Below are 23,320 nucleotides of genomic sequence, written 5' to 3'. Positions count from 1 at the left end.
TCTCATATTCTTGTTGGAGTTTTTGGTTCTTTTGGCGATAGTAAAAAAGAGCCAAGATAGCTAGTGCTACCAAAATTCCTAAAGTAGTTATGATGAGTAAAAACTGCGTTTGTTGTAATTGATTTTCTTTAACTTCTACATCTTGATTCAACTCTTTTATTGCCTTCTTATTTTCTTCAAGCTGATACATCGCATGCATTTCTTCTTTTGCTTGTAGTTCGGCTTCTTTATGAATCTCTTGTATAAGTTCTAATACTTTTTCAGTAGCTTCATGGTATTCCTCAAAATTTTTGAACTTGTAATGATAATTCATCATAGCTTCCCAAAAATCCACGTGAGTTAGGTCAGGTAAGTTGAGAGAAATATCTTGACGCATTTCATTTAGTTTATCAATGAGACTATCAGCTTCATTTATGTTACCTCTATTTATACTATTTTGTAATAAATCACAATAAGCTACATATTCATTTATAGGAGTTGTTACATTATCTTTTCTCTCATTTTGGTCGATGATTAAGCATTTTTGATAATAAACCTTTGCTGAATCAAATTGGTTATTGAGGTCAAAAAAATAAGCTTTCTGTAGATAATGAAAACGTTTAGCTTCAGGGGAAATTAAAAATTGCTCTTGTTTCTCTAAGTAATAACTAAGTGAATCAGTATTTTTTTTCAAATTATAACTACTTGAAAAAAGTTGTGAATATATTCTAAATCTTAAATAATTTCCATAATCTCCTTTGGAAAGAGAATCTACATAACTTGCTGCTACTCTGGTTAGGTTATATGCGCTTTCTTCAAGGTTTAAGTTAATATTAGCATTTGCGCTGTTTAGATAAGATTGAACTTTTCTCTCTAGCCTAAGAACCGCCTTAGAAGGGTTAGCTTCTAGTATGGATATAATCCTATAATAATAAAAGGAAGATAGAAAAGATTTACCTTTGACATTGGCAATGTTTCCTAAGTTATTATAAACTACAATTTTCTCACGTTCAAAACCCTCCAAATCCTCAATCAAGACAAGTGCTTTTGTACCATAAACTTCTGCACTATCAAGGTTTGAACGATAAAAGCCTACTCCTATCATGGTGTTTATACTTGATTTAGCTACTCTATTAGAAGCATATCTCTTTTGTTTGAGTAGATTTTTCCAAAAAGAAATTGGGTCTTCTTGTTCTGAGATATTTCGTTCAAACTCCTTTATTTCTTTTAGAAGTTGTTCTGTAGAAGGTTTTTCTTCTTTACAAGAAGAAAGTAGAGTAACAAGGATAAATAAAGCAATAGTAATATCTTTTATCATGATTCAATTAGACGGTTTAGTATGTATTCTTTTCTTCGAACAGAAACAGTAATATTCTTTCCATTTTTAAGGAGAAGATAGCCTGTTTTTAAATATTTATCAATATGATATTTATTTACTAAATAAGACTGATGACAGCGTAAAAAATATTCTGAAGGTAATACTTCTTCATAAAATTTTAGAGTTTTGGAAGCAACAATGATTTTATTATCCTTTAAATGTATTTTTGTATAAGAGGAGTCACTCTCACAAAAAATAATATCTTTCAGACTAACCATTTGTATAAAATCTATGGAGGAAATAGAAATCATGTCTTCTAAAGTCAGTTCTTTTTTGCTATAAACTTGATTGGTTAGGGCTAGTCGTTCGCTAGAATCTGCTACTACTTTTTCTCTTAATCGTTCTATAGCCATTGCAAACTCATCGTCATTTACAGGCTTTAAAAGATAATCAAAAGCACCATAACGAATGGCTTTTATGGTGTGTTGTTCGAAAGCTGTTACAAATATGAACCTAAATTCAAGTTGAGGAAGTTGGTTCAAAATCTCAAAGGACGTTCCATCAGAGAGTTGAATATCTAACAATAACAAGTCTGGTTTCAAAATGGGTATTTTTTCTAATGCACCTTTTACAGAATCGCTACTTCCCATAAATTCTAAAGAAGAGTTATTCGTAACGTGCCATATCATTTCTTCTCTTACTAGAGGTTCGTCTTCTACAATAAAAGTTTTTAGTTTTTGCATACGTTTTATATTTGAATTCTTTTGATAAAGACAAAAAATTATAGTACTAATGAAGTTGAAGATAAATAAATTTTGGCTGATAATACCATTATTATGGCTGTTTTGCTGCAAACCTAGCCAAAAAATTAAGAAGGAAAATTATTGTAAATTTATACAAAGAGTAAATAAAGAACTTAAAAGTGATATTACCTTAGAAGTGTATTTGCCTACATCTGCTGATATTGCAAGACAATCTACATACATACAAGAATGTAGAGAAGAAATAAAATTTTTCTATGCTTTCAAACAAAAGCATGATGCTTTATATAAAAAAGAAATAGATTGGAATTCAGATGATTGGTTTGAGCCTTCACTTATGAAAATACAAGAAGTATATTATTGTATTCAGAGTAGGGAAAAAGATATATGTTTTGAAGAAGCTCCTCTTTATCAATCCTTTAAAGAAGCTGAAAGTCAATATTTGTTTTTAAAAAGACTATATCAAGAAAAAGGATATTCCAATTATAATCTTTCAAATTTAGAAGTAGAAAATTGCCATGATACTATATTTTTTCTATATCGCATGCTAGATGATATGCCTTTGAAATATGATGCTAGTTTTGGAAATATTTATCTAATTGATACGAAAGAGCAGTTTTACAAAAAACTAAAAGATAGGTATGGAGAAAAATAGTTCTTAACTTTAGCACGATTTTTTTAGCTACAAAAATGATTACTATTTAATTTTAACATACTCTTAAAAATATTTCAATGAAATTTACATTTTCTATTGTGCTTATTAGCTTCCTAAGCTTTTCCTTCATTACAAGTAATTCACTTCAAGTAGATAAAAACCAACTTACTATTCAAGAGTTTATCTCATTTTTTGAGAATAGAACCAACCCAGACGGTATCGATAAAGAAATTGGTAAGAAAAACTGGATTTATGTCAGTTCGGAAAAGCATGGTACTACACAAGTTGATATGTGGATGTTTGAAATCTATTATCACGATGTACAGTATATTATGCAAAGTATTTTTTCTCCAACAAAAGGCTTAAAAACGAATCAGCTTCAACTGCACTTCCAACATCGCCAAGCCTATGAAGATTTTGTAGCGCAATTTGTAGATGCTAACCTTAACCAATTCAAACAAGAGCGAAAAGAAGATATCTTTATTACTCATTATAAAAATGATAAATATTTTGTCTATACCATCATAGATAGAAGCCAAAAAATGCCGTATCGTGTTACGATAGCAGAATTGCCCTAACAAATCGTAACTTAGTAACGTTTATACAAAAAATAATTGATAATGGACAATGAAAAATCATAAATGAAGTTGTAATTTTATTCAATTCGTAATTGTCCAACTCGTAATTCATAATTGAAAATATGGCTGAATCAATATTAACTTTTATCTTTTTTGTCTTCATTGTTTTGTTTGTGATTTATTCTCGTGCAAAAAAGCTAAGACAAAATTTTAGACACAATATGGACGAGGAAGAAATCGTCATCGAACCTCCAACACCAAAGGCACGACGCTCCTTGGAAGATACACTTAAAGCTCTTACACAGCGTTATGAGTTTCCAAAAATAGAAGAAGAAGAAAACCCAGCCGAAAACTTATTGCAAGAAGTAAGGGATAGGAGAGCTAGAGAGCTAGAAGAAAGAAATAAAAGTCTGAAAGAAATTCCAGATAAGAAACCAATAATTCCTCATTTGGGCAAACCCATTGTGGAGAGTTGGGAAACCAAGCAACTAAGGGAAGAACTCCAACGAGAGAAAGAGAAAAATAAAAACTTAGCAAGTAGAAATCAAAAGCGTAGAAACTATTATTCTAACGATACAGGAGCAGGAAAGTATAAAAGTATGATGACAAACCCTAACTCTGTTAGAGATGCTTTTATTGCTTCTGAAATATTTAAAACCAAATTCTAAAATACTCTTTCAACCTAAGCAAATAATGAAGGCTTTATCATTAATAACAAGAACTATGGTTCTTTTTTAAGCAAAGTACAGACAGAATAAGCAAAAAATAACGTACTACCCAATAGTAAAAAATAAAAGTGTAAAGCAACTCAAGAAATATCTTGATGAAAATAGCGTAATGGTTATGGGGTGTAGCAATGGAGGCATGAAAAAGAAGCTGAATTATTTGCTGCAACTACTGCTGAAAACAGTTTGAAAGAATCTATTGAGAAAGGAAGTAAAATCAAATACAAAATCTTAGACAACTTGTCTCACTTTATGGCTTGTAGATATTTAGAAGAATTGAAAAAGATGCTTGATACAATAGATGAAAAGGTTTTTTGAGCAGTTTTAGAAGAAATTGATAGATTAAAACAAATAGTATTGAAAAAACGTTTTTTAAGTTAATATTCGTAAATTTGTTAATGTTGTTTAATAATCTGTTGTTCTACTGAAATTTCACAGATTTTGTATAGTTTTTTATAGATATAATGCAAATCAGTCTTCATAAACTCCCCTATTGAAAAGTCTGATCTGATGTTTTATTATGCAAAAGTCCCTTATTTTTATTTTTTCTTGGAGTATATTATTTCTTTCTTTTCTAGCAACAGAAAGTAGCCAAGCTATGGCTCAAACGTCTTTTAAAAGTCGTAATTCTGCCTTTGAAAAAATAGATAATATAACAGACAAAAGTGAGGTAGAGTTTGTTTTAGATAAAACGTTACGAGGACATTCTGCAGGAGTACAAAATATTCGTTTTAGTCCAGATGGGAAATGGATTGCATCAGCAAGCCTAGACAGAACAATCATTATTTGGGATGTAAAAACAGGAATTTTGAGGCATCGTTTGAGAGAGCATTTAGGAAGTGTGTATGAGGTAACTTTCAACAAAAAAGGCAATCTATTGGCAAGCGCATCAGAAGACGGAACGGTTTGTCTTTGGGATGCTCGTTATGGGAAACTCTTAGGCAAGTATAAGAACAAACCTTTATCTCTTTCGAATGGATTGATTTTGCGTTCTGCGTCGTTTGTTGCTTTTTCTCCCAACAACAAATATCTATATTTTGGAGGCGATAATGGCTATATTATGCGTGTCAGAATAGATATTCCCAATCAAGTTCCGATGCAGGTTTTTTCCATTAATTCTGAAAAAGGTTTGCTTTCCAATACTATCACAGGAGGTACGATTGCAAGCACAGAAAATGAACTCATTTTTAGTGTCGACCATTATGTGTACGCTATTTCTCTTCAAAACCATAATTTAGTACGTCGATTTCATAATGAAAAAGCAGATATAAACGATGTTGTTATAGGGGCAAATAAAAACCAAATCACAGGTTGGGCTTTTGATGGAACACTCGTTACGTGGGACTATTTTTCTGCTAAAAAAATAAATGTTTTGACAGTTTCTCCAAAAGAAAATTATAGTGCAGCCTCATACAGTAAAGATGGAAATTGGCTTGCTACAGGAGCAAATGGAACAGTAGCAAAAATCTGGAATACAGAGACAAAACAAAATATAGCTACGCTGACAGAACAAAAAAGAATTGTGAGAGTGTGTCGTTTTAGTCCAACTGAAAATGGAACTCTTGCCACAGCCTCGTATGACGGAAGGGTTTATATTTGGAAAGAAAAAATAGAAGAGCAAACACCAAAAATAGAGTACAAGCAGGAACAAATTTTGGCAAGCCATGATGCGAGCCAAGTAGAAAAAGTAGAAGATACTAACAATCAAAGAACAAATGGAGGTTGTGATACAGTTTTTGTGGATAGAATTGTAGAAAAAATAGTAGAGAAGCCCATTTATATTGAAGCAAAGAATGATTCTGAAAATATAGCTGTAGAGCTAGAGCAGCCAAAAGAAATCATTAGAGAAAAAATTGTTTATGTGCGTGATACAGTTTATATTAGAGATACTGTTTTTCAGAAGGTTTTTGTAGAAGTTGAAAGCCAAATTATGGCTAAAAATAATAGTGGAGAAAAAGAGGAAACTACAAATCTAGTTACTGCCGATACGGAAAATGACATAGAAACGCAAGTCGTAAACATAGAAGATGAAGAATCTGAATTTGATAAACAATTTGTGGTTGGAAAAACATTAAATCTACACAATATTCAATTCGAACAAGGAACTGCAAAATTGCTTCATGAAGCCTATGAAGATTTGGAAAAACTTCTTGGCATGCTCAAAAAATATCCCAATATGAAAATTGCTTTGGGAGGTCATACTGACAATGTAGGAGTACATACAGTAAATCTCCGTCTTTCAGGTGAGCGTGTCCGAACAGTTCAAAATTATTTAGTTTCGCACGGAATCAATCGCTCACGTATTCAAACTAGAGCCTATGGTGGCAAATTTCCTATTGCTAGCAATGCACAGGAAGAAACTAGAAAACTCAACCGAAGAGTAGAAGTTACTATTCTTTCCAAATAATTCTTCTTGTTTTCTACATTGGTGTAAAATCGTATTTACTTTTCCCCAAAAATAGGAGTACCTTTTTATGTAAATCTTAGAAAAATCTACAATTATCTTGAAATAAATTAATTCAAGCCTAGCATTTGAAATCAAAAATTTATATCTTGTGTTCGTATATACATTGTTAGGTGTTTACTTAAATCTCAAAAAAAATATGAAAAAAAATGTCAATGCGCTATTTATTTGCTTACTCATTACTTTATTTTCAAGCATTATTTTTACGGCTTGTGAGTGGAAAAGTGAGGAGGAAGAAATCATAGGGACAGATTGTGATACTTCACAGGTTACGCTCTCTGGAACGGTACAGCCTATTTTAGAAACAAATTGCTATCGTTGTCATTCTGCTGAAAATGCTCCTGTTGCTGGAGTAGGAATCAATTTAGAGGAGTATGAATCCTTAAAAGGTTTTGCTGATAGAGGTTCTTTATTAGGTTCTATAAGTCATGCATCAGGTTTTTCTCCAATGCCTAAAGGAGCTTCCAAATTGGCTGATTGTGACATCAAAAAGATAGAAGCGTGGATTGAAAAAGGTGCAACGAATGACTAATTTGTATTATAACAATTCATATAAAAGAAAAAAATAACTATTACTACTAAAGAAAATAAACAATGATTAAAAATTTTTCATTCCTCACTGCTTTTCTAACTATTTGCTTGTCTTGCTTTTTGCTTCAAAACTCATTTGCCCAAGACGATTTGGATGACCTTTTAGATGAACAAGAAGAAGAAAACCCTACTACAGACTATGTTTTGGGAGCATACAAATCTACTCGTCTTATTAATCTACACACCACAGAAAAGGTTGCTAAAGGTGCTTTAGAGTTCAGAATTTCGCACCGTTTCGGAACACTTGATGGTGGAGCGTATGAGTTTTTTGGTTTAGATCAAGCTACCATACGACTAGCTTTTGAATATGGAATAAGTGATCGAATAATGATAGGTTTGGGAAGAAATTCATTTCAAAAAACGTACGATGGACTTTTCAAGGCAGACCTTTTGAGGCAAAGTACAGGAGCTAAATCAATGCCTTTCAGTATGACGTATGTAGGAACGGCAGCCATCAATACGCTAAAACCAGCTGTTGGGCAGGAGCGCACTTTTGCTTCTCGTTTGGCGTATTCTAATCAACTTATTTTGAGTAAGAAGTTTAGCGAAGGATTTTCATTTATGCTCGCTCCTTCTTGGGTACATCGCAATCTTGTTCCGACAGAAAATGATGCTAATGATATTTTTGCATTAGGCTTAGGGGGCAGAATAAAACTAACCAAACGAACTTCTTTCAATGCAGAATATATCTATCGTTTGCCTGTTGAAGACTCGCCTCTTTTTGATTCTTTCCACAATTCACTCTCTATTGGTTTTGATATAGAAACTGGTGGACACGTATTTCAACTACATCTGACCAATTCTCGCTCAATGATAGAAAAAGGCTTTATTGCCGAAACCTCTGGCGACTGGCTAGACGGTGGCATACATTTTGGCTTCAACCTAACGAGAGAGTTTGTTATCAACAGAAAAAAATTTAACTAATTTCAACACACTTTAATTATTCTACCTACTTATGAAAATTTCTCAATATTTATTTTTTATTGCAATATTATTTGTTTTGCAAAGTTTGTTCTCAACAGTTTCTGCACAGCGTTACGTGTTGGAAAATAGCAAAGTTCATTTTTTTTCTAGCGCACCCATGGAAGATATAGAAGCAACTAATGAGGCGTGTAAAGGTGTTATTGATACCAAAACCAATAGTTTTGCTTTTCGTATTCCTATCAAATCGTTCGTTTTTCCTTCATCTTTAATGCAACAGCATTTCAATGAAAACTATATGGATAGTGAAAAGTATCCGAATGCTAGTTTTAAAGGAAAAATTGAAGGTGACTATGATTTGACAAAAGACGGAACTTATGATGTAATGGCAGTTGGAGATTTAGAAATACATGGAAAGAAACAGCCTCGTAAAATTCCTAGTCAGATAATTGTTCAAGGTGGTAAGGCTTCTATTAAGAGTACATTTAATGTGAAATTAGAAGACCACGCCATAAAAATTCCATCACTTATGTTTCAGAAAATAGCTGAAACAGTAAAAGTAGATATGAATTCTGATTTGAAACTTTATGATAAAAAGTGAAAATATCATATATGAATTTGTTTAAGAATAGGAAAATCTGTGTTCTGTGTGCCACAGGACACGGTTAATAGTTTGCAAGCTGAAAAACAGAAATTATTCTTAAACGACTTTTATATCTTAGCTTTAATAAGCATAGATTTCCATAGATAAGGCAAACGACCACAACCTACAAAATCAGTTACTTTAAAGTCATTTTCCTCTAAAAGCTGTGTAAGTGTTTTCTTAGACCAAAATTTTATATGTCCTCCATCCCAAAGAGCTGTAAAATGAGCATCCATCTTTCCAGTAATAGAAAGTAAAACATTTTTTAGATAACCATGATAAGGCGTAGTAATCAAAATTTGACCTCCTCCATTTTGTTGGAGAACTTGTTTACAAAAAGAAATATATTTTCTTGGGTCGTAGAGATGTTCGATAACTTCAGTAGAGATAATCGTATCAAATTTTAATACTGAAATTTCATTAGGTAGCGTATCTTTACTCAAGTCTTGTACAAAGAAGCGTTGTTTTTCATTAGATTCTTTACGTTGGTTAGCTATTTTGATACCACTTTCAGAGGCATCTGTACCATATACATTAAATCCATTTTGAATCAAAATAGCTGTTAGCCATCCATTTCCACAACCTACATCAAGAATTAGTTTATTTTTATTTTTATCCAATAAAGAAAGAATATTATCTACTAAATAGCCTTCTGTATGGTCATTATTAGCTATTTGATAACCATAATCTTTGTATTCACTCATTGTTTAATGAAGTATATTTTTATGTAAAATATTGTTATTTATTCTATCCACAAACGCTTGTTAGGAATATTATTTTTACCAAAAGTAAAAGTAGCACTTATTCCAAAAACAGGTGTTTGTTGGTTGAGTCTTCTTGTAGGTTTTAGTTCTTCTCCATCCATATCGAACTGTGCTAAAGCAATAAACTGTTGGGTATGAAAGCCTGCAAAAGCTCCCAAGTATATATTTTTATAAATAGGGAAAAACCATTCTGTTTGAAGACGATGTTCTTGGAAGAAACGACGTTCCGAATTTGAGTTTATTTTCTGAATTTCTTTGAAGAGTTCAAAAGATAGCGTTCCAATCAGTTTTTTGTTTGAAATAGTAAAATATTTGTTGGCTGCAAACTGGAAACGAAGCCTAGAAACAGGCTTATAGAATGAGTTATTAGACAAAATTCTCTCAAAAGCAAGCTGTTGCCATAAGGTCAAGTCTATTTTTTTGATAGGAGAAAAATGACGTAAGTGCAAACGCAAAGTATTTGTATTAATATTGACTTGAGAATAACGATAGGAAAGTCCTCCTACCCATTTTTGAGAAAGTAATCTTTCATAACTTAGGTACAAACTCTTCTGGTAGAAAAAATCAGTATCTGTTGTGCCTATTGTAGTATGTTTGCCCAAAACTTGAATAAAAAACGCATTTTTTGAAACAAAATTGCTGTCTAGGTTTGTATTATCATTCCATTGATTTGGACTTATTTGAACATTTAATCCCAACCAAATATCACTCTCCAGTTGCACAGTTTCTTTTGGGTAATTATTTTGGCTATATAAATTTTGATAAATAAATATTCCAAAAATTAAAAAGGCATAGAAAAATAATTGTTTCATAATTTATCATTGATAACTAATCACTAAAGAACGTTTAAAGTCTGTTCCTTTATTTTTTCTAATTCTTCTTTCATCTCCACAACAAAATGTTGTATTTCGGCATCGTTTGCTTTTGAGCCTATCGTATTTATTTCTCTTCCCATTTCTTGAGTAATAAAATTTAGCTTCTTACCACTTGTACTTTCTTTTTTTAGTTCTTTCAAAAAATAATCAATGTGTGTTTTGAGACGCACTTTTTCTTCTGCAATATCTAATTTTTCGGCATAATAGATAACCTCTTGTTCGAAACGATTTCTATCAAAATTTTCAGAACTCACTACACTTTCAATATTTTTTTCTAGTTTTTGGCGTATTTTTTCTACTCTGCGAGGTTCTATCTTAGTAATTTCAGCAAGTGATTTTTGAATAGCGTTCAAACAATTTTCAATGTGATTTTGAAGAGCTTTACCCTCTTCTTTTCTAAACTCATTACAGTCCAAAAGTCCTTTTTCAATGGTTTGGTAAATGGCTTTCCAATGTGATTCGATAGCCTCTTCGTTCGCCTTTTCGATAAAAACATTGTCTTGCATCATCGCAATTCTGAAAATATCATTAGTAGGAGCATTCAACTCTTTAGCTGAGTTCATCATCGCCTCATAATAACTACTGACAAGTTGCTGATTGACGGCTAATTCAGAAATGCTTTCTCCCTTCGAAACATAATTCAAGTTGATATAAACTTTTCCTCTTTCTAGTATTTTTTGAGCTAAGTTTTTTACTTCAATTTCTTTATCTGCAAATAGTTTTGGAAGGCGAAGACTACAATCTAAATATTTCGAATTGACTGTCTTTATTTCTGTATTTATGGTATATTCTTCGTTTTCTAGGTTGCTACTTCCATACCCTGTCATTGATTTTAACATAATCTTTTATTCTGATGGCTTAACTACGTTTTGGTAATAAAAAACAAAGATACATACTGAAAAAGCTGTATCAAAACAATAAGTTTTAGTATAGAGGATTCTTAGAAACTATATTTTATGTCCTTTATAGTTTTAAGGTCTGAAGCCTATCAAAAGCATATCATCGGTTTGCTGATTCTTCCCTTGCCATTCTGTAACAAACGATTTCCAAAACATGTTTTGTTCTTTGGAGGATAGATTTTGGTTTCTTTCTAAATGCTTTTTGAAGGCTTTTCTCATCAGTTTTCTGTTTTCTTTTCCACCAAATTGGTCTTGTATGCCATCAGAAGCAAGATAAAACAGTGTCTTTTGTTTAGCAAATGAGATACTATGCAGTGTAAATTTATCTGAATGGTTATAACGTCCTCCTATATAGATGTTGTCTCCTTTTATAGTTTCTAGCGTATCTTTTTGGATGTAATAGAGAGGGTTTTGCGCTCCAGAAAAATATAATGTTTCGTCTTTCCTGTCAATCAGAACCAAACAAGCATCTAGTCCATCTTTGTTAGCATTTTCGTTTTGTTTGAGAGAAAAATAAATGGTTTTGCGAAGCTCATCTAAAATTTCATTAGGCATTATCTTCTTGTGTACTGAAACAATTTCATTCAAAATTTGAGAACTTATCATAGACATAAATGCTCCTGGTACACCATGTCCAGTACAGTCAAAAGCCCCCAACAAATATTTGTCGTCTTCTAATTTTTTATACCAATAAAAATCTCCACTAACTACATTACGAGGACGAAAGAAAACAAATAAATCTGGAAAATCGGCTTTCATATTTGAAATTGCTGGAAGAACAGCTTTTTGGATATTATTTGCATAATAAATGCTATCCGTTATCTTTTTATGCTGAACTTGTAGCTGTGCGTATGTACTTTTTAGTGAGCTATTTGTAGTATCTAATTCCTCTATTAGACTTTCCATTTCTTGATTTGCCTCTCGTAATTTAGAAGTTCTGTTTTCTACTTTTTCTTCTAGTTCTATATTTTTTTGTTCTGTGAGTTTTTGTAGTTCTAAAAGTTGATTTTTTTCTAGTTCTTTTTGCTCCATTTCTTTTTGAGCAATTTGCTTTTTGATTGAATTAAAACGAGAACCCAAAGCAAAAGAAAACAAAAGTAACTGAATAACAACACCAACACCGATAGCATAACCAATATTTATAGCAGTTAAAAACTGAGAAACTATTATGGCAATCAGTATAGTAATGATTAAGAGAGAGTTCGCAAGTAAGAACCACCTTCCTCCTAATGCTCCTTTTTTCGTTTTATAAATAGAAAACACTAATAGAGAAGTATAAATACTGATAATACTAATGTTTCCTAGAGGTGCATAAGAAGAGTCTGAATAATAAAATGTGTTGTATGTGTAAATTGTAGAAGCTACAACATTAAATAGTATAAGGAAGATAATAACCTTTGTCCATTTGCTTTTAAGGCTTTCTTTGAAATATGCTAAAGAGAAAAGAACAAAAGAAATGATAGATAAAGGTGTTAGAATATTTGAAATAAGACTGACATACCTTTTTTCCATTAAAAATTCTCTGAACAACATAGAGTAGAATAAGAACAATAGACCACCTATCAAAATTGAAAAACTATAAAAATAGTAGCTATAACTTTTTGTACTTATGGCAAGAAATAAATTGTAAAAAAATAAGCCAAATATAACCCCTACAACCAACATGTAGAAAATAGTATCGTTTAGAAACCTTTGTTCGTAAGAAAGTCGCTGCCTCATGTAAACATGCGATTTTGTTTTACCCATTTTAGGATACGGAATTATCTTTACATAAATACGTTCGGAAGTGCCAAATTTGGATATAGGTAAAAGAATATATTCACGTGAATACAAATAATTTGAAGGAGTATAAATTTTCCATTCGTTGTTTCTCTTTACATATAACACACTGTTTTCTGTTTTTGTATCAATGAGCCATTCTTCATCTGTTTTATTTTTTACATCAAAATAAGCCCAAACATATTTTGTGTTTTCAGTAATTTGTAAAACATCTGAAAATTGGTCTGTCATTTTACTAATTTCATCAATAGACAAATTACCATTTTTATCGTCATAATAACGTAAATATTTAGTTAGAGGGTAGGATGTCTTAGCATTATCTATAGTGATATATTTTTTCTCAAATTCTTGTGTGTTTTGAGCAAGTAAGGGACAAGAAAAAAACAAGACTACACAAGTAGTTTGGATAAAAAGAGCTAGGTTTTTAACAATAAGAGAATAGCATACTTTAAGGTATGACATAAAACAAATCAATATTTATGATAAGTAGGGCAAACGAAACTAATCAACAGCAGTAGGATATTATTTTTTGTTAAGTATTTATTTTGAACAGAGATAAACAGAGCAAGTAAAAGCAAAACAGTTTCAAAATTATATAAGGGGAATATTTTGATTGCTTTGTATTAGACTTAGAACCTATTTCTATTTTACCCAAAATATTGATTTTTAGTGAGTAATCAAAATTCAAGTTTTTGTCTTTATTGAATACTTAATCTGATGTTCTATGGCAAGATATAAATAAATTATCTCTTTTTATAGAAGGCTAGGTAGGAATTGTGTTCTGATATTTTATAGGTGTATGACAGGAATATATGATTTTTGATTTTAGTCATACGAATTACTCTTAAAAACATTATTTTCTTTTTTATAAAAAAACATATCCATTTGCCAAAGCATATCATCTTTTTTTCTTCGCATAATATCCACAATATCAGCAGGATAAAATCCTTTTTTATCTAAATATTGACAGAGTTCATAAAATCGAAGACTGTTTTGTGAACTATCTTCCTCATTCTTGACAATTTGAAAATTGTAGGCTTCAATGATGAGTAGTTCAGCTTTCTCTAAGGCTTTTTCTGCTCCTTCCAAAATCGGAATCTCAAAACCGTGTGTGTCTAGTTTGATACAAAAAGGAGGTTGTAGGTTATGTTTTTCTATTTGTAAGTCTATTGTCGTAACAGGAACAGTAATGCAGTTTTTTTCTAATTTTTCTTTAGAAGCCAACCCTGCATGTAAGTCGGAAGCATCAAAATAAATTTCTCCTTCCGAGTCTCCAGCAGCAGCCATACAGATTGAGAGATTGTCTTTTTTTGATTGAAAATGTTCTAAATCCTTACGGTGTCCTTCTTGTGCTTCAATTAGTAAATAATATGAATTTGGAAAGAATTGCATCGCTAACTCTGTCCACCTACCATCAGAAGCTCCTACATCTATAAAGCTTTTTGGAGAGGTATGTTTTGAGCTGCGTTCTAGTCCTCCAGCCATTGTAAGTGAGTTTCTGTCTATTTTATCAATATGATAGCCTAATTTATTAATAAAGGCTTTTAGAGAGCGTACTAATTTTTGTTTCAAACTGATGTAAATTATCCTGTTTCGATGAGAATGAATAGGCAAAATTAGGAAACCCTTTTTCAAACTCAAAACTAAAATATGTGGTCTTTCCTTTGAATTTATTAATTTTTGAAGATAAAAATTACAATAAAGTTTAAAAAAATATGACTTGGTAGTGGATTTTTACCATTATTTTAAGCAACTTTGTTTATTCGTATTCGGTATGTTTCAATATTATTTTTCTGCTTTTGCTAATAGTTGAAATGTAGCAAAAAACAATAAATACACGCTTGAATCCTTTCAAAGAAAATATAGTTTCTATTTTTAAAAAAGTCTATAAAAAAGATTTATCACAGAAAAAATCAGTAAAAAATTTCTTACAGTTATTTTTTGTGATGGTTTTGATGATGAATTGTTTTTTTATGATAGGGTTGTTTTCTGTTGCTTATGCTCAACAAAATATGTCTTTCGAACATATTACGATTGATGATGGGCTTTCACAAAATACACCCAATGTGTTTTTTCAAGATTCTCGTGGTTTGCTTTGGATTGGTACACAAGATGGGCTCAATATGTATGATGGTATAAAGTTTCATCATTATAAAAGAGCTGTCGATGATGTAAATTCCATTTCAGATAATCTTATTCTTTGCATTACAGAAGACAAACAAGGAAATATTTGGATAGGAACAGAAGGAGGTTTAAATGTTTTTGACTTTGCCAAGCAACGTTTTATCAGATACCGAAATAACCCTGTAGATGAAACAAGTATTATTAGTAATACAATTCGCTCTATTATTTGTGATAAAGATGGAGAAATTTGGGCTGGTACAGACGAAGGATTGGTACATTTTATTCAAGATTCCAAAACCTTTGAAACTTTTAGAGAAAAAGAACTTGATGAGTGCATTGTACGCTGTTTTTTAGAAGATAAAGAAGATAATTTATGGGTAGGTACAAATGCAGGTCTAGCTCTTTTTAATAGAAAAACAAAAAAGTTTGAAAAACGTGGTTTTAGACGAGATGCCATCAATGGAATCATAAGAGATAATTCTGGTCATATTTGGGCAGGAGGAAATGGAGGACTTTTCAAGCGTACTTTTACAGGAAGTAACCATATAGATGTCGTTCAGAACAGATATTTGAACATAAATAATCTATTTATTGATAGCAGAGGTTTACTTTGGCTTATGACAGATGATGGTTTACAATATCTAAAGCCTTGGTATAGTTCGCCTCGTTTACGTGTGATTCGTTCTCGTAATACAGACCCTTCTAGTCTTTCTTCGAACGATATTCTGACAATGTTTGAAGACAGAGCAGGTATTTTTTGGATTGGAACAAATGGTTATGGTATAAATAAGTTTGACAGAAACAGAATAAAATTTTCTACCTATAATGCTTCTCGTACAGGACTAAGTGATAATACAGTGCGAAGTATCTTAGAAGATAAGCACGGCATACTTTGGATAGGCACAGTACAAGGGTTAAATAAATATGAAGAGAGCTTAGAACAGGCTTCTGTAATTGGAATGCTGTATGGAAAAAGAGTTTATGCACTCTATGAAGACAATAAAAGTAGAGTGTGGGTAGGGACAATGAATAATGGAGTATATATTTTTGATAATAGAAATGCTAGTTTGGGAGCAAATTTTATACAGCATTTGACAACACGTACTGCAAAGGGGCTTTTGAGTAACTCAATACGAGTAATTTATCAAGATAAAGAAGGTACAATGTGGATCGGAACAGATAAAGGAGGACTTTCAAAATACGATGAAAATACTAAAACATTTACCACATTTACGCACGACCCAAGTCTTCCTAACTCACTATCAAACGATAGAGTACGAGATATTTATGAAGATTCAGACGGAACATTATGGATAAGTACTTATGGAGGAGGCTTAAATAAATTTGATGCAAAAAATCAAGTCTTTTCAGCATATAAAAGCAACGTAAATGATAAGTACAGTATAAGTACAAACCGTATTTATCCAGTTTATGAAGATAGCAATAACAATTTTTGGGTACTCACTTATGGAGGAGGTCTAAACAAACTAGATAGAAAAAGTGGAAAGTTTGTTCATCTTACAGAAGAAGACGGTTTGCCTAACAATGTATTGTATGGGGTTTTGGAAGATTCTAAAAAGAATTTATGGTTCAGCACCAATAGAGGAATCAGCAAATTCAACCCTAAAGATACCACATTTACCAATTTTGGTGTAGAGGACGGACTACAAGCCAATGAGTTCAATTCAGGAGCATATACAAAAGGCAAGTCTGGAATGATGTATTTTGGTGGTATAAATGGTTTAAATTACTTTCATCCTGATAGCATTAAAGGAAATAGCTATGTAGCTCCTTTATTATTTACAAACTTCCAAATCAATAATAAAGATATTGCTATTGGAGATAGTAGTGTCCTGCAAAATCATATTTCTTTAACTGAAAAAATAGAATTAAATCATACTCAAAATTCTTTTACTTTCTTTTTTGCATCACTACATTATTCCTTTCCTAAAAGAAATAAATATAAATACAAACTAGAGGGGTTTGATTCCGATTGGATAGAATCTGATAGAGGAGAGGCATATTATACAAACCTAGATGCAGGTACATATAAGTTTTTAGTAAAAGGGGCTAATTCTGATGGCGTATGGAACGAAGAGCCTATTTCAGTAGATATTGTAATTACGGCTGCATGGTACAATACTTTAGAAGCTAGAATTGCGTTTGTTGCTTTAATCCTCATAATTCTTTTCCTAATTTATAGATGGAGAATATGGAGAGTCGAACAGAAACGAAAGCAACTAGAAGAAAGGATAGCCCAACGTACGCAAGAGCTCACCTTAGAAAAAGAGAAAGTAGAGGAGCAAAATACTTTAATTGAATCTACAAATAAGAAGATTACAGATTCGATTCGTTATGCACAACGCATTCAAGATGCAATTATTCCTTCTGAAGAAGAGATGAAAGAGTCTTTTACCGACCATTTTATATTTTTTCAGCCTCGTGATATTGTAAGTGGAGATTTCTATTGGGCATGGAAGAAAAATGGAGTAAGCCAGTTTGCTGTAGTAGATTGTACAGGTCATGGCGTACCAGGGGCAATTATGTCAGTCGTTGGCTTTGCTATGTTAGAACAAACTACAAAGGTAAAATTAATTAATAAACCCTCTGAAATTTTGATGGAAATGAATGAAGGAATTGTAGATTGGCTCAAGCAAAACGAAGGAAATGTATTACATGAAACAGGCAAGATGTGGAAAAGTAGAGATGGTATGGATATGTCTATGATTAGCTTAAATAGAGAAAATTGTAGTATTGTCTTTTCAGGAGCAAAAAATCCACTTTTCTATACAGAAAATGGACAAGTGAAAGAACTGAAAGGAGATAGGTTTTCCATTGGGGGAACTCTTACTAAACAAAAGAAAAAAACATTTACAGATAAACATATAAAACTCCAAAAAAATGACATGATTTATCTTACCACAGATGGGTTTTTAGACCAGTTTGGAGGAGCAGAAGGTAGAAAGTTTACTAAAAAACGTTTTATAGAACTCTTAAATAAAATTCAGCATCTACCACTTGACGAACAACAAAATAAACTCAAAGAGAGCTTTATTCATTGGCAAGGACTACAACGTCAGATAGATGATGTACTGGTAGTAGGAATACGCATGTAAGAGAAAAATAAGCCTATTTTTTCTCTTCTAAATATATTTTGTTCGTCTTATTAAAAATCATAGTTTAACAACTTGACTCACAGTGTTTTGAGTTAAAAAAATATATTTTTTAACAACACTTTACGTAAAATTTTGTAAAAAACATTTTGTCTTAATATAAATTTTGATTTAATTGCAATCAGAAAAATTACCTTTTGTTAGAGTAATGAGGATAAATTTTAGTGTTTGATGAAACTATAATATGTTTTTGTTTGATACTTTATAATTTAAAAATTAGGATTTTTATATAAAAAGTATTAAATTTATAGTCCCCATCCCAACAATCAAAATTTGTCTGAATTAGAAGGCAAAAAGTGTTTTTATCTTTTTATTTTATGATAATTAGTTCGTGAAATTTATTTCAATATGTTTTGATTTGAATATCACAACTATAAAAATAAATACACCCTCCGAAAATTATTTTTCAATTTTTATCAAAAACAACAATTTACTCATGAAGAGAAAATTATTACTCAGTATGATGTTGATGTTCTTGCTGGTTGGTTCAGCTTGGGCACAACGAACAATTACAGGTACTGTAACCTCTGCTGATGGAGCTTTACCTGGTGCTACCGTTCAGATAAAAGGAACAACCCAAGGTACACAAACAGATATAGAAGGTAAATATACTATCACTGTCCCAGAGGGTAGTGATGTTCTTGTGTATCGTTTTGTAGGTTACAAAACTGCTGAAGAAACTATTGGAAACCGTACAGTTATCGATGTTACATTAGCAGATGAATCTTTAGAAGCTGTATTTGTAACAGGTTATACAGGAAACAAAACTCGTGAAGAATTAATTTCTGCTGTATCTGTAGTAGATGGAGAAGAAATAGCTCAAATACCACTGACTGATGTAAATCAACTTATTCAAGGTCGTGTTGCTGGAGCACAAACCACAAGTAGTGTAGGACAACCAGGTGTACCTTCTCAAATTAGAGTACGTGGTACAGGGTCAGTGGGTGCAAGTCGTAATCCACTTTATGTAATTGATGGAATTATTGTACAGGATTCTCCAGATCTTACAGCTATCTATCTGAATGATGGAGGTACTCAAACTTCATTGATTCAAGATCCATTATCTAATATCAATCCAAATGATATAGAAAATATTACAATTTTGAAAGATGCAACTGCAGTTGCACTTTATGGTTCTCGTGGAGCTAATGGTGTAGTTTTAATTACTACTAAATCAGGTTCAAAAGGTGGAAAAACAAGTTTCAAACTTAGTTCTCAGTATGGTACCACTACACCTAATTTTAATGGTTATGAAAACCTTTCAACAGATCAATTCATAGATTATTACTCGGAGGCTCTTGTAAATTCTGGATACCCTCAGTCAGTTATCGATGGAGAATTTCCTGCTGAGCTAAGAAGTGTTAATACAAATTGGATAGATGAAGCATTTCGTACTGGTACTACTCAAAGCCATAACTTATCTGCTTCAGGTGGAAATGAAAAAACTAATTTCTTTGCTTCAGCAGCTTACTTTCAACAACAAGGTATATTAATTGGTAGTGATTTTGAACGTTACTCTACTAGACTTAATTTGAATCACAAAACTAATGATAGATTATCTTTTGGTGTGCAATTAAATGTCTCTTACTCTGATAGGGTAAGTGCTTCACCAGGCAACCAGTTTAATAGTCCATTATTAGGAGCTTATTTAAATGTTCCTTTTGATTCTCCTCGTGATCCTATTACTGGTGAACTTGTACAAGGATTTGATTTTAGAGCTATTCCAGACAATTTTGTTCGTACTACTACGTTGAACAAAAGAAACAGTGGTACTTTCCGTACACTTGGAAATATAAATGGAAGTTATAAAATAGCAAAAGGATTGTCACTAGATGCTAAAGTAGGTATGGATTGGGTTAATCTTTCTGAAAAATCTATTACTGACCTTACTACTAATGATGGTGATGGTGATGTTGAGGGTGGAGGCATTAGAGGTCGTATATCTCAAGGTGTAACAGAAGTATTTACTCTTACTTCTCAAGCAATTTTAAGATATGAGCGTGTTTTTAATGAGGTACACAACTTTAATGTTCTAGTAGGTGGTGAAACACAATCTAATAAGAATAATAGTTTTGGAACTACAGGTACAGGTTTTTCAAATGGATTATTACTTACCTTAAACTCTGCCGCTGTTCCTGAAGGTGTTTTTGGAACAGGTAGTGATTATACATTTGTATCTTTATTTGCAAATGCTGACTACTCATATATGAATAAATATCGTCTGACAGCTAGTATTCGTAGAGATGGATCTTCTCGTTTTAGTGCAAATAATCGCTCTGCAACTTTTGCAGCAATAGGAGGTTCTTGGAGCATTAAAGAAGAAGCATTTTTGCAAGATGTAGATATCATTAATCTATTAAAAATTAGAGCTGGATATGGTATATCAGGAAATGCAAATTTTAGTACTCAAGCAGATGTAAATCCAGCTATATCAAATTTTCCTAGTTTAGGTCTATATAGTTTTTCAGTAGCTTATGATGGTCAACCTGCTGCAGTACCTACTCAGTTATCAAATCCTAACTTGAAGTGGGAAAAAACTGGACAATTTGATGTTGGGCTAGACTTTGGTATTTTAAAGGAAAGAATTAACGGTTCGATTGACTGGTATAGTCGTGAATCTGTAGATTTGCTCTTTGCAGTTCCTATTCCATCTACAACAGGTTTTACTACTCGCAATGATAATATTGGTAAAGTACGTAACAGAGGTGTGGAACTACAATTGGTTACTCGTAATATTGTAGGTGGTAAAGATGGTATCTCTTGGACAAGTACTTTCTTATATACTGCTAATAGAAATAAAGTTATCAAATTACCTGGAGGAGAAGATATTATTAATGGTACTCAAATTTATAGAGAGGGAGAACCTATTCGCTCATTTTACTTAAGAGAGTACCAAGGAGCTGATCCTGAAACAGGAGCTCCTACTTGGCTGACAGAAGAAGGAACTGTTACTTTAGACTATAGTGAAGCAAATCGTAGAATTGTAGGAAATGCTGTTCCGAAATGGTATGGTAGTTTTATCAATACAGTTTCTTATAAGGGGATAGACTTCTCAGCTCTTCTTTACGTTGTACAAGGAAATAGTATTTACAATAGCACTCGCACTATTACAGATTCAGATGGTTTTTACTATGGATTCAATCAATCAGCTGCTACTCTTGAAGATCGTTGGCAACAACCAGGTGATATTGCTAGTCGTCCACAAGTTCTAGTAGGTGGAAATGGAAATGCTCGTTCTACTTCTACTCGCTATTTGGAAGATGGGGCTTATATTCGTTTGAGAAATGTAACTTTAGGTTATACTCTTCCTACAAGTATTCTTTCTAAAGCTAAATTGACTGGTGTAAGAGTGTTTGTGCAAGGTACAAATCTTTGGACTGCTACTAATTATACAGGATTTGATCCTGAGGCTGATGAAAGTGGAACTGAGTTTTTCCGTTATCCAAATGGAAAATCATTTACATTTGGTATAGATATTTCTCTATAATATTTAAAAATGTTCTATGAATTTTATTATAGTTCATAGGACATTGTTTTAACACAAGAATAAAACTTCATAAAATAATGGCTATAAGAAAATATATAATGACAGCTTCGTTGGCTGTAACTTTACTTGTTACAACTACTAGTTGTGATGATTTTTTAGACGTACAACCAGAACAAGAACTAAGTGATGATCAAGTATTTAGTTCTCTAGATGCTGCTGAGTCTGCAGTTTTAGGAATGTACGATAGAATGCAAACTCTTGAATACTATGGGCGTAATGCAATAGTTATCCCAGATTTAATGGCAGATAACACTCTTATTACTCCAGAAAATTCAAATAGATTCATACCTTTTTATTCATATAATATCGTAGCTACTTCAGGTGATGTTAGAGACCTATATACAAGAGCGTACCAAACTATCAAAGCTGCTAATAATATTCTTCAGAATATTGATAATTTGGAAGCAAATGGTGCTGAGAATGAAGCTAAACGTAACTCTTTAAAGGGAGAAGCTTTATTTGGACGTGCTATAGCTCACTTTGATTTGGTTCGTCTTATGGGACGTCCTTATATAGACGATAATGGAGCTAGTCTAGGTGTGCCTTTAGTTCTAAGTTCAGAAGATGAATTCAATGGACGTGCTACAGTTGCTGAAGTTTATGCACAAGTAATTGCTGATCTAGAGGCGGCAGTACCATTACTTTCATTCACTTCTCCATATCGCATTTCAGATGATGCAGCTAATGCTTATCTTTCAAGAGTATATCTTTACAAAGGAGATAATCAAAAGGCTATTGATGCTGCCAATAAAATAGGAGGGTTTGAACTTCTTTCTGGAGAGGCATATGTGAACTCTTGGGCTAGTTCTGGTTCTTCAGAAGAAATATTTACTTTGAAATTTGTTGCTGCTGAAAATAGAGGCGCAAATAATTTGGGTAATATATTTGTACCTGCTGGTTATGGAGATGTTCGCCCTACAAATGATCTAATTAATATCTATCCTGAGGGAGATATTCGTCTAAGTTTTATTAGACCTGAAGATGGAGATGAGTACTCTTTCAAATTTGGAGGTGAAAGTGGAATATTTGGTTTATCTAGCCCAAGAATTATTCGTTATGCAGAAGTGTTACTAAATAGAGCTGAGGCTCAAGCAAAATTAGGAAACTTTAGTGCAGCTTTGGCAGATGTAAATTCAATTCGTGTAGCTAGAGGTGCTTCTGCTCTTAGTTCAGTTACTGTAGATGATATCCTTGAAGAAAGAAGAAGAGAACTTGCTTTTGAAGGACATCGTTTGTTTGACCTTACTCGTAATGGAAAAGGTGTAAACAGAATTGAAAACTCTAATTTAGCAGGTGCTCCAAGTGAAATTGGTTTCAATGACCCTAAAATCATTTTACCTATTCCTGAACGTGAAATAGATGCAAATCCTGTTTTAGAACAAAATCCAGGTTATTAATATCTGATTCGTGAATTAATATCTCTAAAACCACTAAGAAATCAATTTCTTAGTGGTTTTTTTATGATTTATATGGCACTATATGATTTTAGTTGCAAAATCGTAAATTAGGGATTAATTTTCAATT

17 protein-coding genes are annotated in these 23,320 nt (G+C 32.2%); 10 read left to right on the top strand and 7 right to left on the bottom strand.

The features are described from left to right. A partial coding sequence (locus QZ659_RS16730; protein ID WP_291727552.1) for a hypothetical protein occupies positions 1-1,297 on the bottom strand: 1,297 nt, incomplete at its 3' end. Beyond that, positions 1,294-2,040, bottom strand: coding sequence for a LytR/AlgR family response regulator transcription factor (locus QZ659_RS16725; RefSeq protein WP_291727550.1), 747 nt, complete (start codon positions 2,038-2,040; stop codon positions 1,294-1,296). The genes QZ659_RS16730 and QZ659_RS16725, both read right to left, overlap by 4 nt. A gap of 49 nt (positions 2,041-2,089) precedes the next feature. Between QZ659_RS16725 and QZ659_RS16720 the strand changes: the two genes are divergently transcribed. The 7 genes from QZ659_RS16720 to QZ659_RS16690 all read left to right on the top strand — a co-directional run bounded on the left by QZ659_RS16720 (position 2,090) and on the right by QZ659_RS16690 (position 8,593). Next, a complete protein-coding gene (locus QZ659_RS16720; RefSeq protein WP_291727548.1) occupies positions 2,090-2,713 on the top strand; it encodes a hypothetical protein in 624 nt (207 codons plus the stop codon). A gap of 77 nt (positions 2,714-2,790) precedes the next feature. Then, positions 2,791-3,291, top strand: a complete 501-nt coding sequence (locus tag QZ659_RS16715) for a hypothetical protein (protein WP_291727546.1) — start codon at positions 2,791-2,793, stop codon at positions 3,289-3,291. Between the two features lie 122 nt (positions 3,292-3,413). Next, on the top strand, positions 3,414-3,959 hold the full coding sequence (locus tag QZ659_RS16710; RefSeq protein WP_291727544.1) for a hypothetical protein: 546 nt from the start codon (positions 3,414-3,416) through the stop codon (positions 3,957-3,959). Positions 3,960-4,536: 577 nt separating this feature from the next. Continuing rightward, entirely contained in the window at positions 4,537-6,423 is a 1,887-nt protein-coding gene (locus tag QZ659_RS16705; protein WP_291727542.1) for an OmpA family protein, read from the top strand. A 196-nt stretch (positions 6,424-6,619) separates the two neighbouring features. Then, positions 6,620-7,012, top strand: coding sequence for a c-type cytochrome (locus tag QZ659_RS16700; RefSeq protein ID WP_291727540.1), 393 nt, complete (start codon positions 6,620-6,622; stop codon positions 7,010-7,012). A gap of 62 nt (positions 7,013-7,074) precedes the next feature. Next, positions 7,075-7,995, top strand: coding sequence for a DUF5777 family beta-barrel protein (locus QZ659_RS16695; RefSeq protein WP_291727539.1), 921 nt, complete (start codon positions 7,075-7,077; stop codon positions 7,993-7,995). 31 nt (positions 7,996-8,026) lie between these two features. Continuing rightward, positions 8,027-8,593, top strand: a complete 567-nt coding sequence (locus QZ659_RS16690; RefSeq protein ID WP_291727537.1) for a YceI family protein — start codon at positions 8,027-8,029, stop codon at positions 8,591-8,593. Between the two features lie 110 nt (positions 8,594-8,703). Here the strand turns inward: QZ659_RS16690 and QZ659_RS16685 are convergent, their stop codons facing one another. The 5 genes from QZ659_RS16685 to QZ659_RS16665 all read right to left on the bottom strand — a co-directional run bounded on the left by QZ659_RS16685 (position 8,704) and on the right by QZ659_RS16665 (position 14,524). Further along, the gene (locus tag QZ659_RS16685) at positions 8,704-9,339 is read right to left on the bottom strand and encodes a class I SAM-dependent methyltransferase (RefSeq protein ID WP_291727534.1); all 636 of its coding nucleotides are present in this window, start codon (positions 9,337-9,339) and stop codon (positions 8,704-8,706) included. 38 nt (positions 9,340-9,377) lie between these two features. Continuing rightward, the gene (locus QZ659_RS16680; RefSeq protein WP_291727532.1) at positions 9,378-10,211 is read right to left on the bottom strand and encodes a hypothetical protein; all 834 of its coding nucleotides are present in this window, start codon (positions 10,209-10,211) and stop codon (positions 9,378-9,380) included. Positions 10,212-10,234: 23 nt separating this feature from the next. Continuing rightward, positions 10,235-11,113 carry a YicC/YloC family endoribonuclease gene (locus QZ659_RS16675; RefSeq protein ID WP_291727531.1) on the bottom strand — a complete coding sequence of 293 codons (879 nt, stop codon included), beginning with the start codon at positions 11,111-11,113 and terminating at the stop codon, positions 10,235-10,237. 132 nt (positions 11,114-11,245) lie between these two features. After that, positions 11,246-13,414 (bottom strand): 7TM diverse intracellular signaling domain-containing protein, encoded by a 2,169-nt coding sequence (locus QZ659_RS16670; RefSeq protein WP_291727529.1) that lies wholly within the window; start codon positions 13,412-13,414, stop codon positions 11,246-11,248. A gap of 363 nt (positions 13,415-13,777) precedes the next feature. Continuing rightward, positions 13,778-14,524, bottom strand: a complete 747-nt coding sequence (locus QZ659_RS16665) for an FkbM family methyltransferase (RefSeq protein ID WP_291727527.1) — start codon at positions 14,522-14,524, stop codon at positions 13,778-13,780. Between the two features lie 269 nt (positions 14,525-14,793). Between QZ659_RS16665 and QZ659_RS16660 the strand changes: the two genes are divergently transcribed. The 3 genes from QZ659_RS16660 (at position 14,794) to QZ659_RS16650 (ending at position 23,193) form a co-directional block, all read left to right on the top strand. Then, entirely contained in the window at positions 14,794-18,192 is a 3,399-nt protein-coding gene (locus QZ659_RS16660; protein WP_291727525.1) for a two-component regulator propeller domain-containing protein, read from the top strand. A gap of 493 nt (positions 18,193-18,685) precedes the next feature. Further along, complete coding sequence (locus QZ659_RS16655) at positions 18,686-21,736, top strand: SusC/RagA family TonB-linked outer membrane protein (RefSeq protein WP_291727524.1); 3,051 nt, start codon at positions 18,686-18,688, stop codon at positions 21,734-21,736. A gap of 77 nt (positions 21,737-21,813) precedes the next feature. Next, a complete protein-coding gene (locus tag QZ659_RS16650; RefSeq protein ID WP_366935872.1) occupies positions 21,814-23,193 on the top strand; it encodes a RagB/SusD family nutrient uptake outer membrane protein in 1,380 nt (459 codons plus the stop codon). The last annotated feature ends 127 nt before the right edge of the window (positions 23,194-23,320 follow it).

Source organism: Bernardetia sp. (assembly GCF_020630935.1).
Lineage (GTDB): Bacteria > Bacteroidota > Bacteroidia > Cytophagales > Bernardetiaceae > Bernardetia.
Note: the sequence above shows the minus strand (reverse complement) of the source record. Positions and strands in the feature narration are given on the sequence as shown.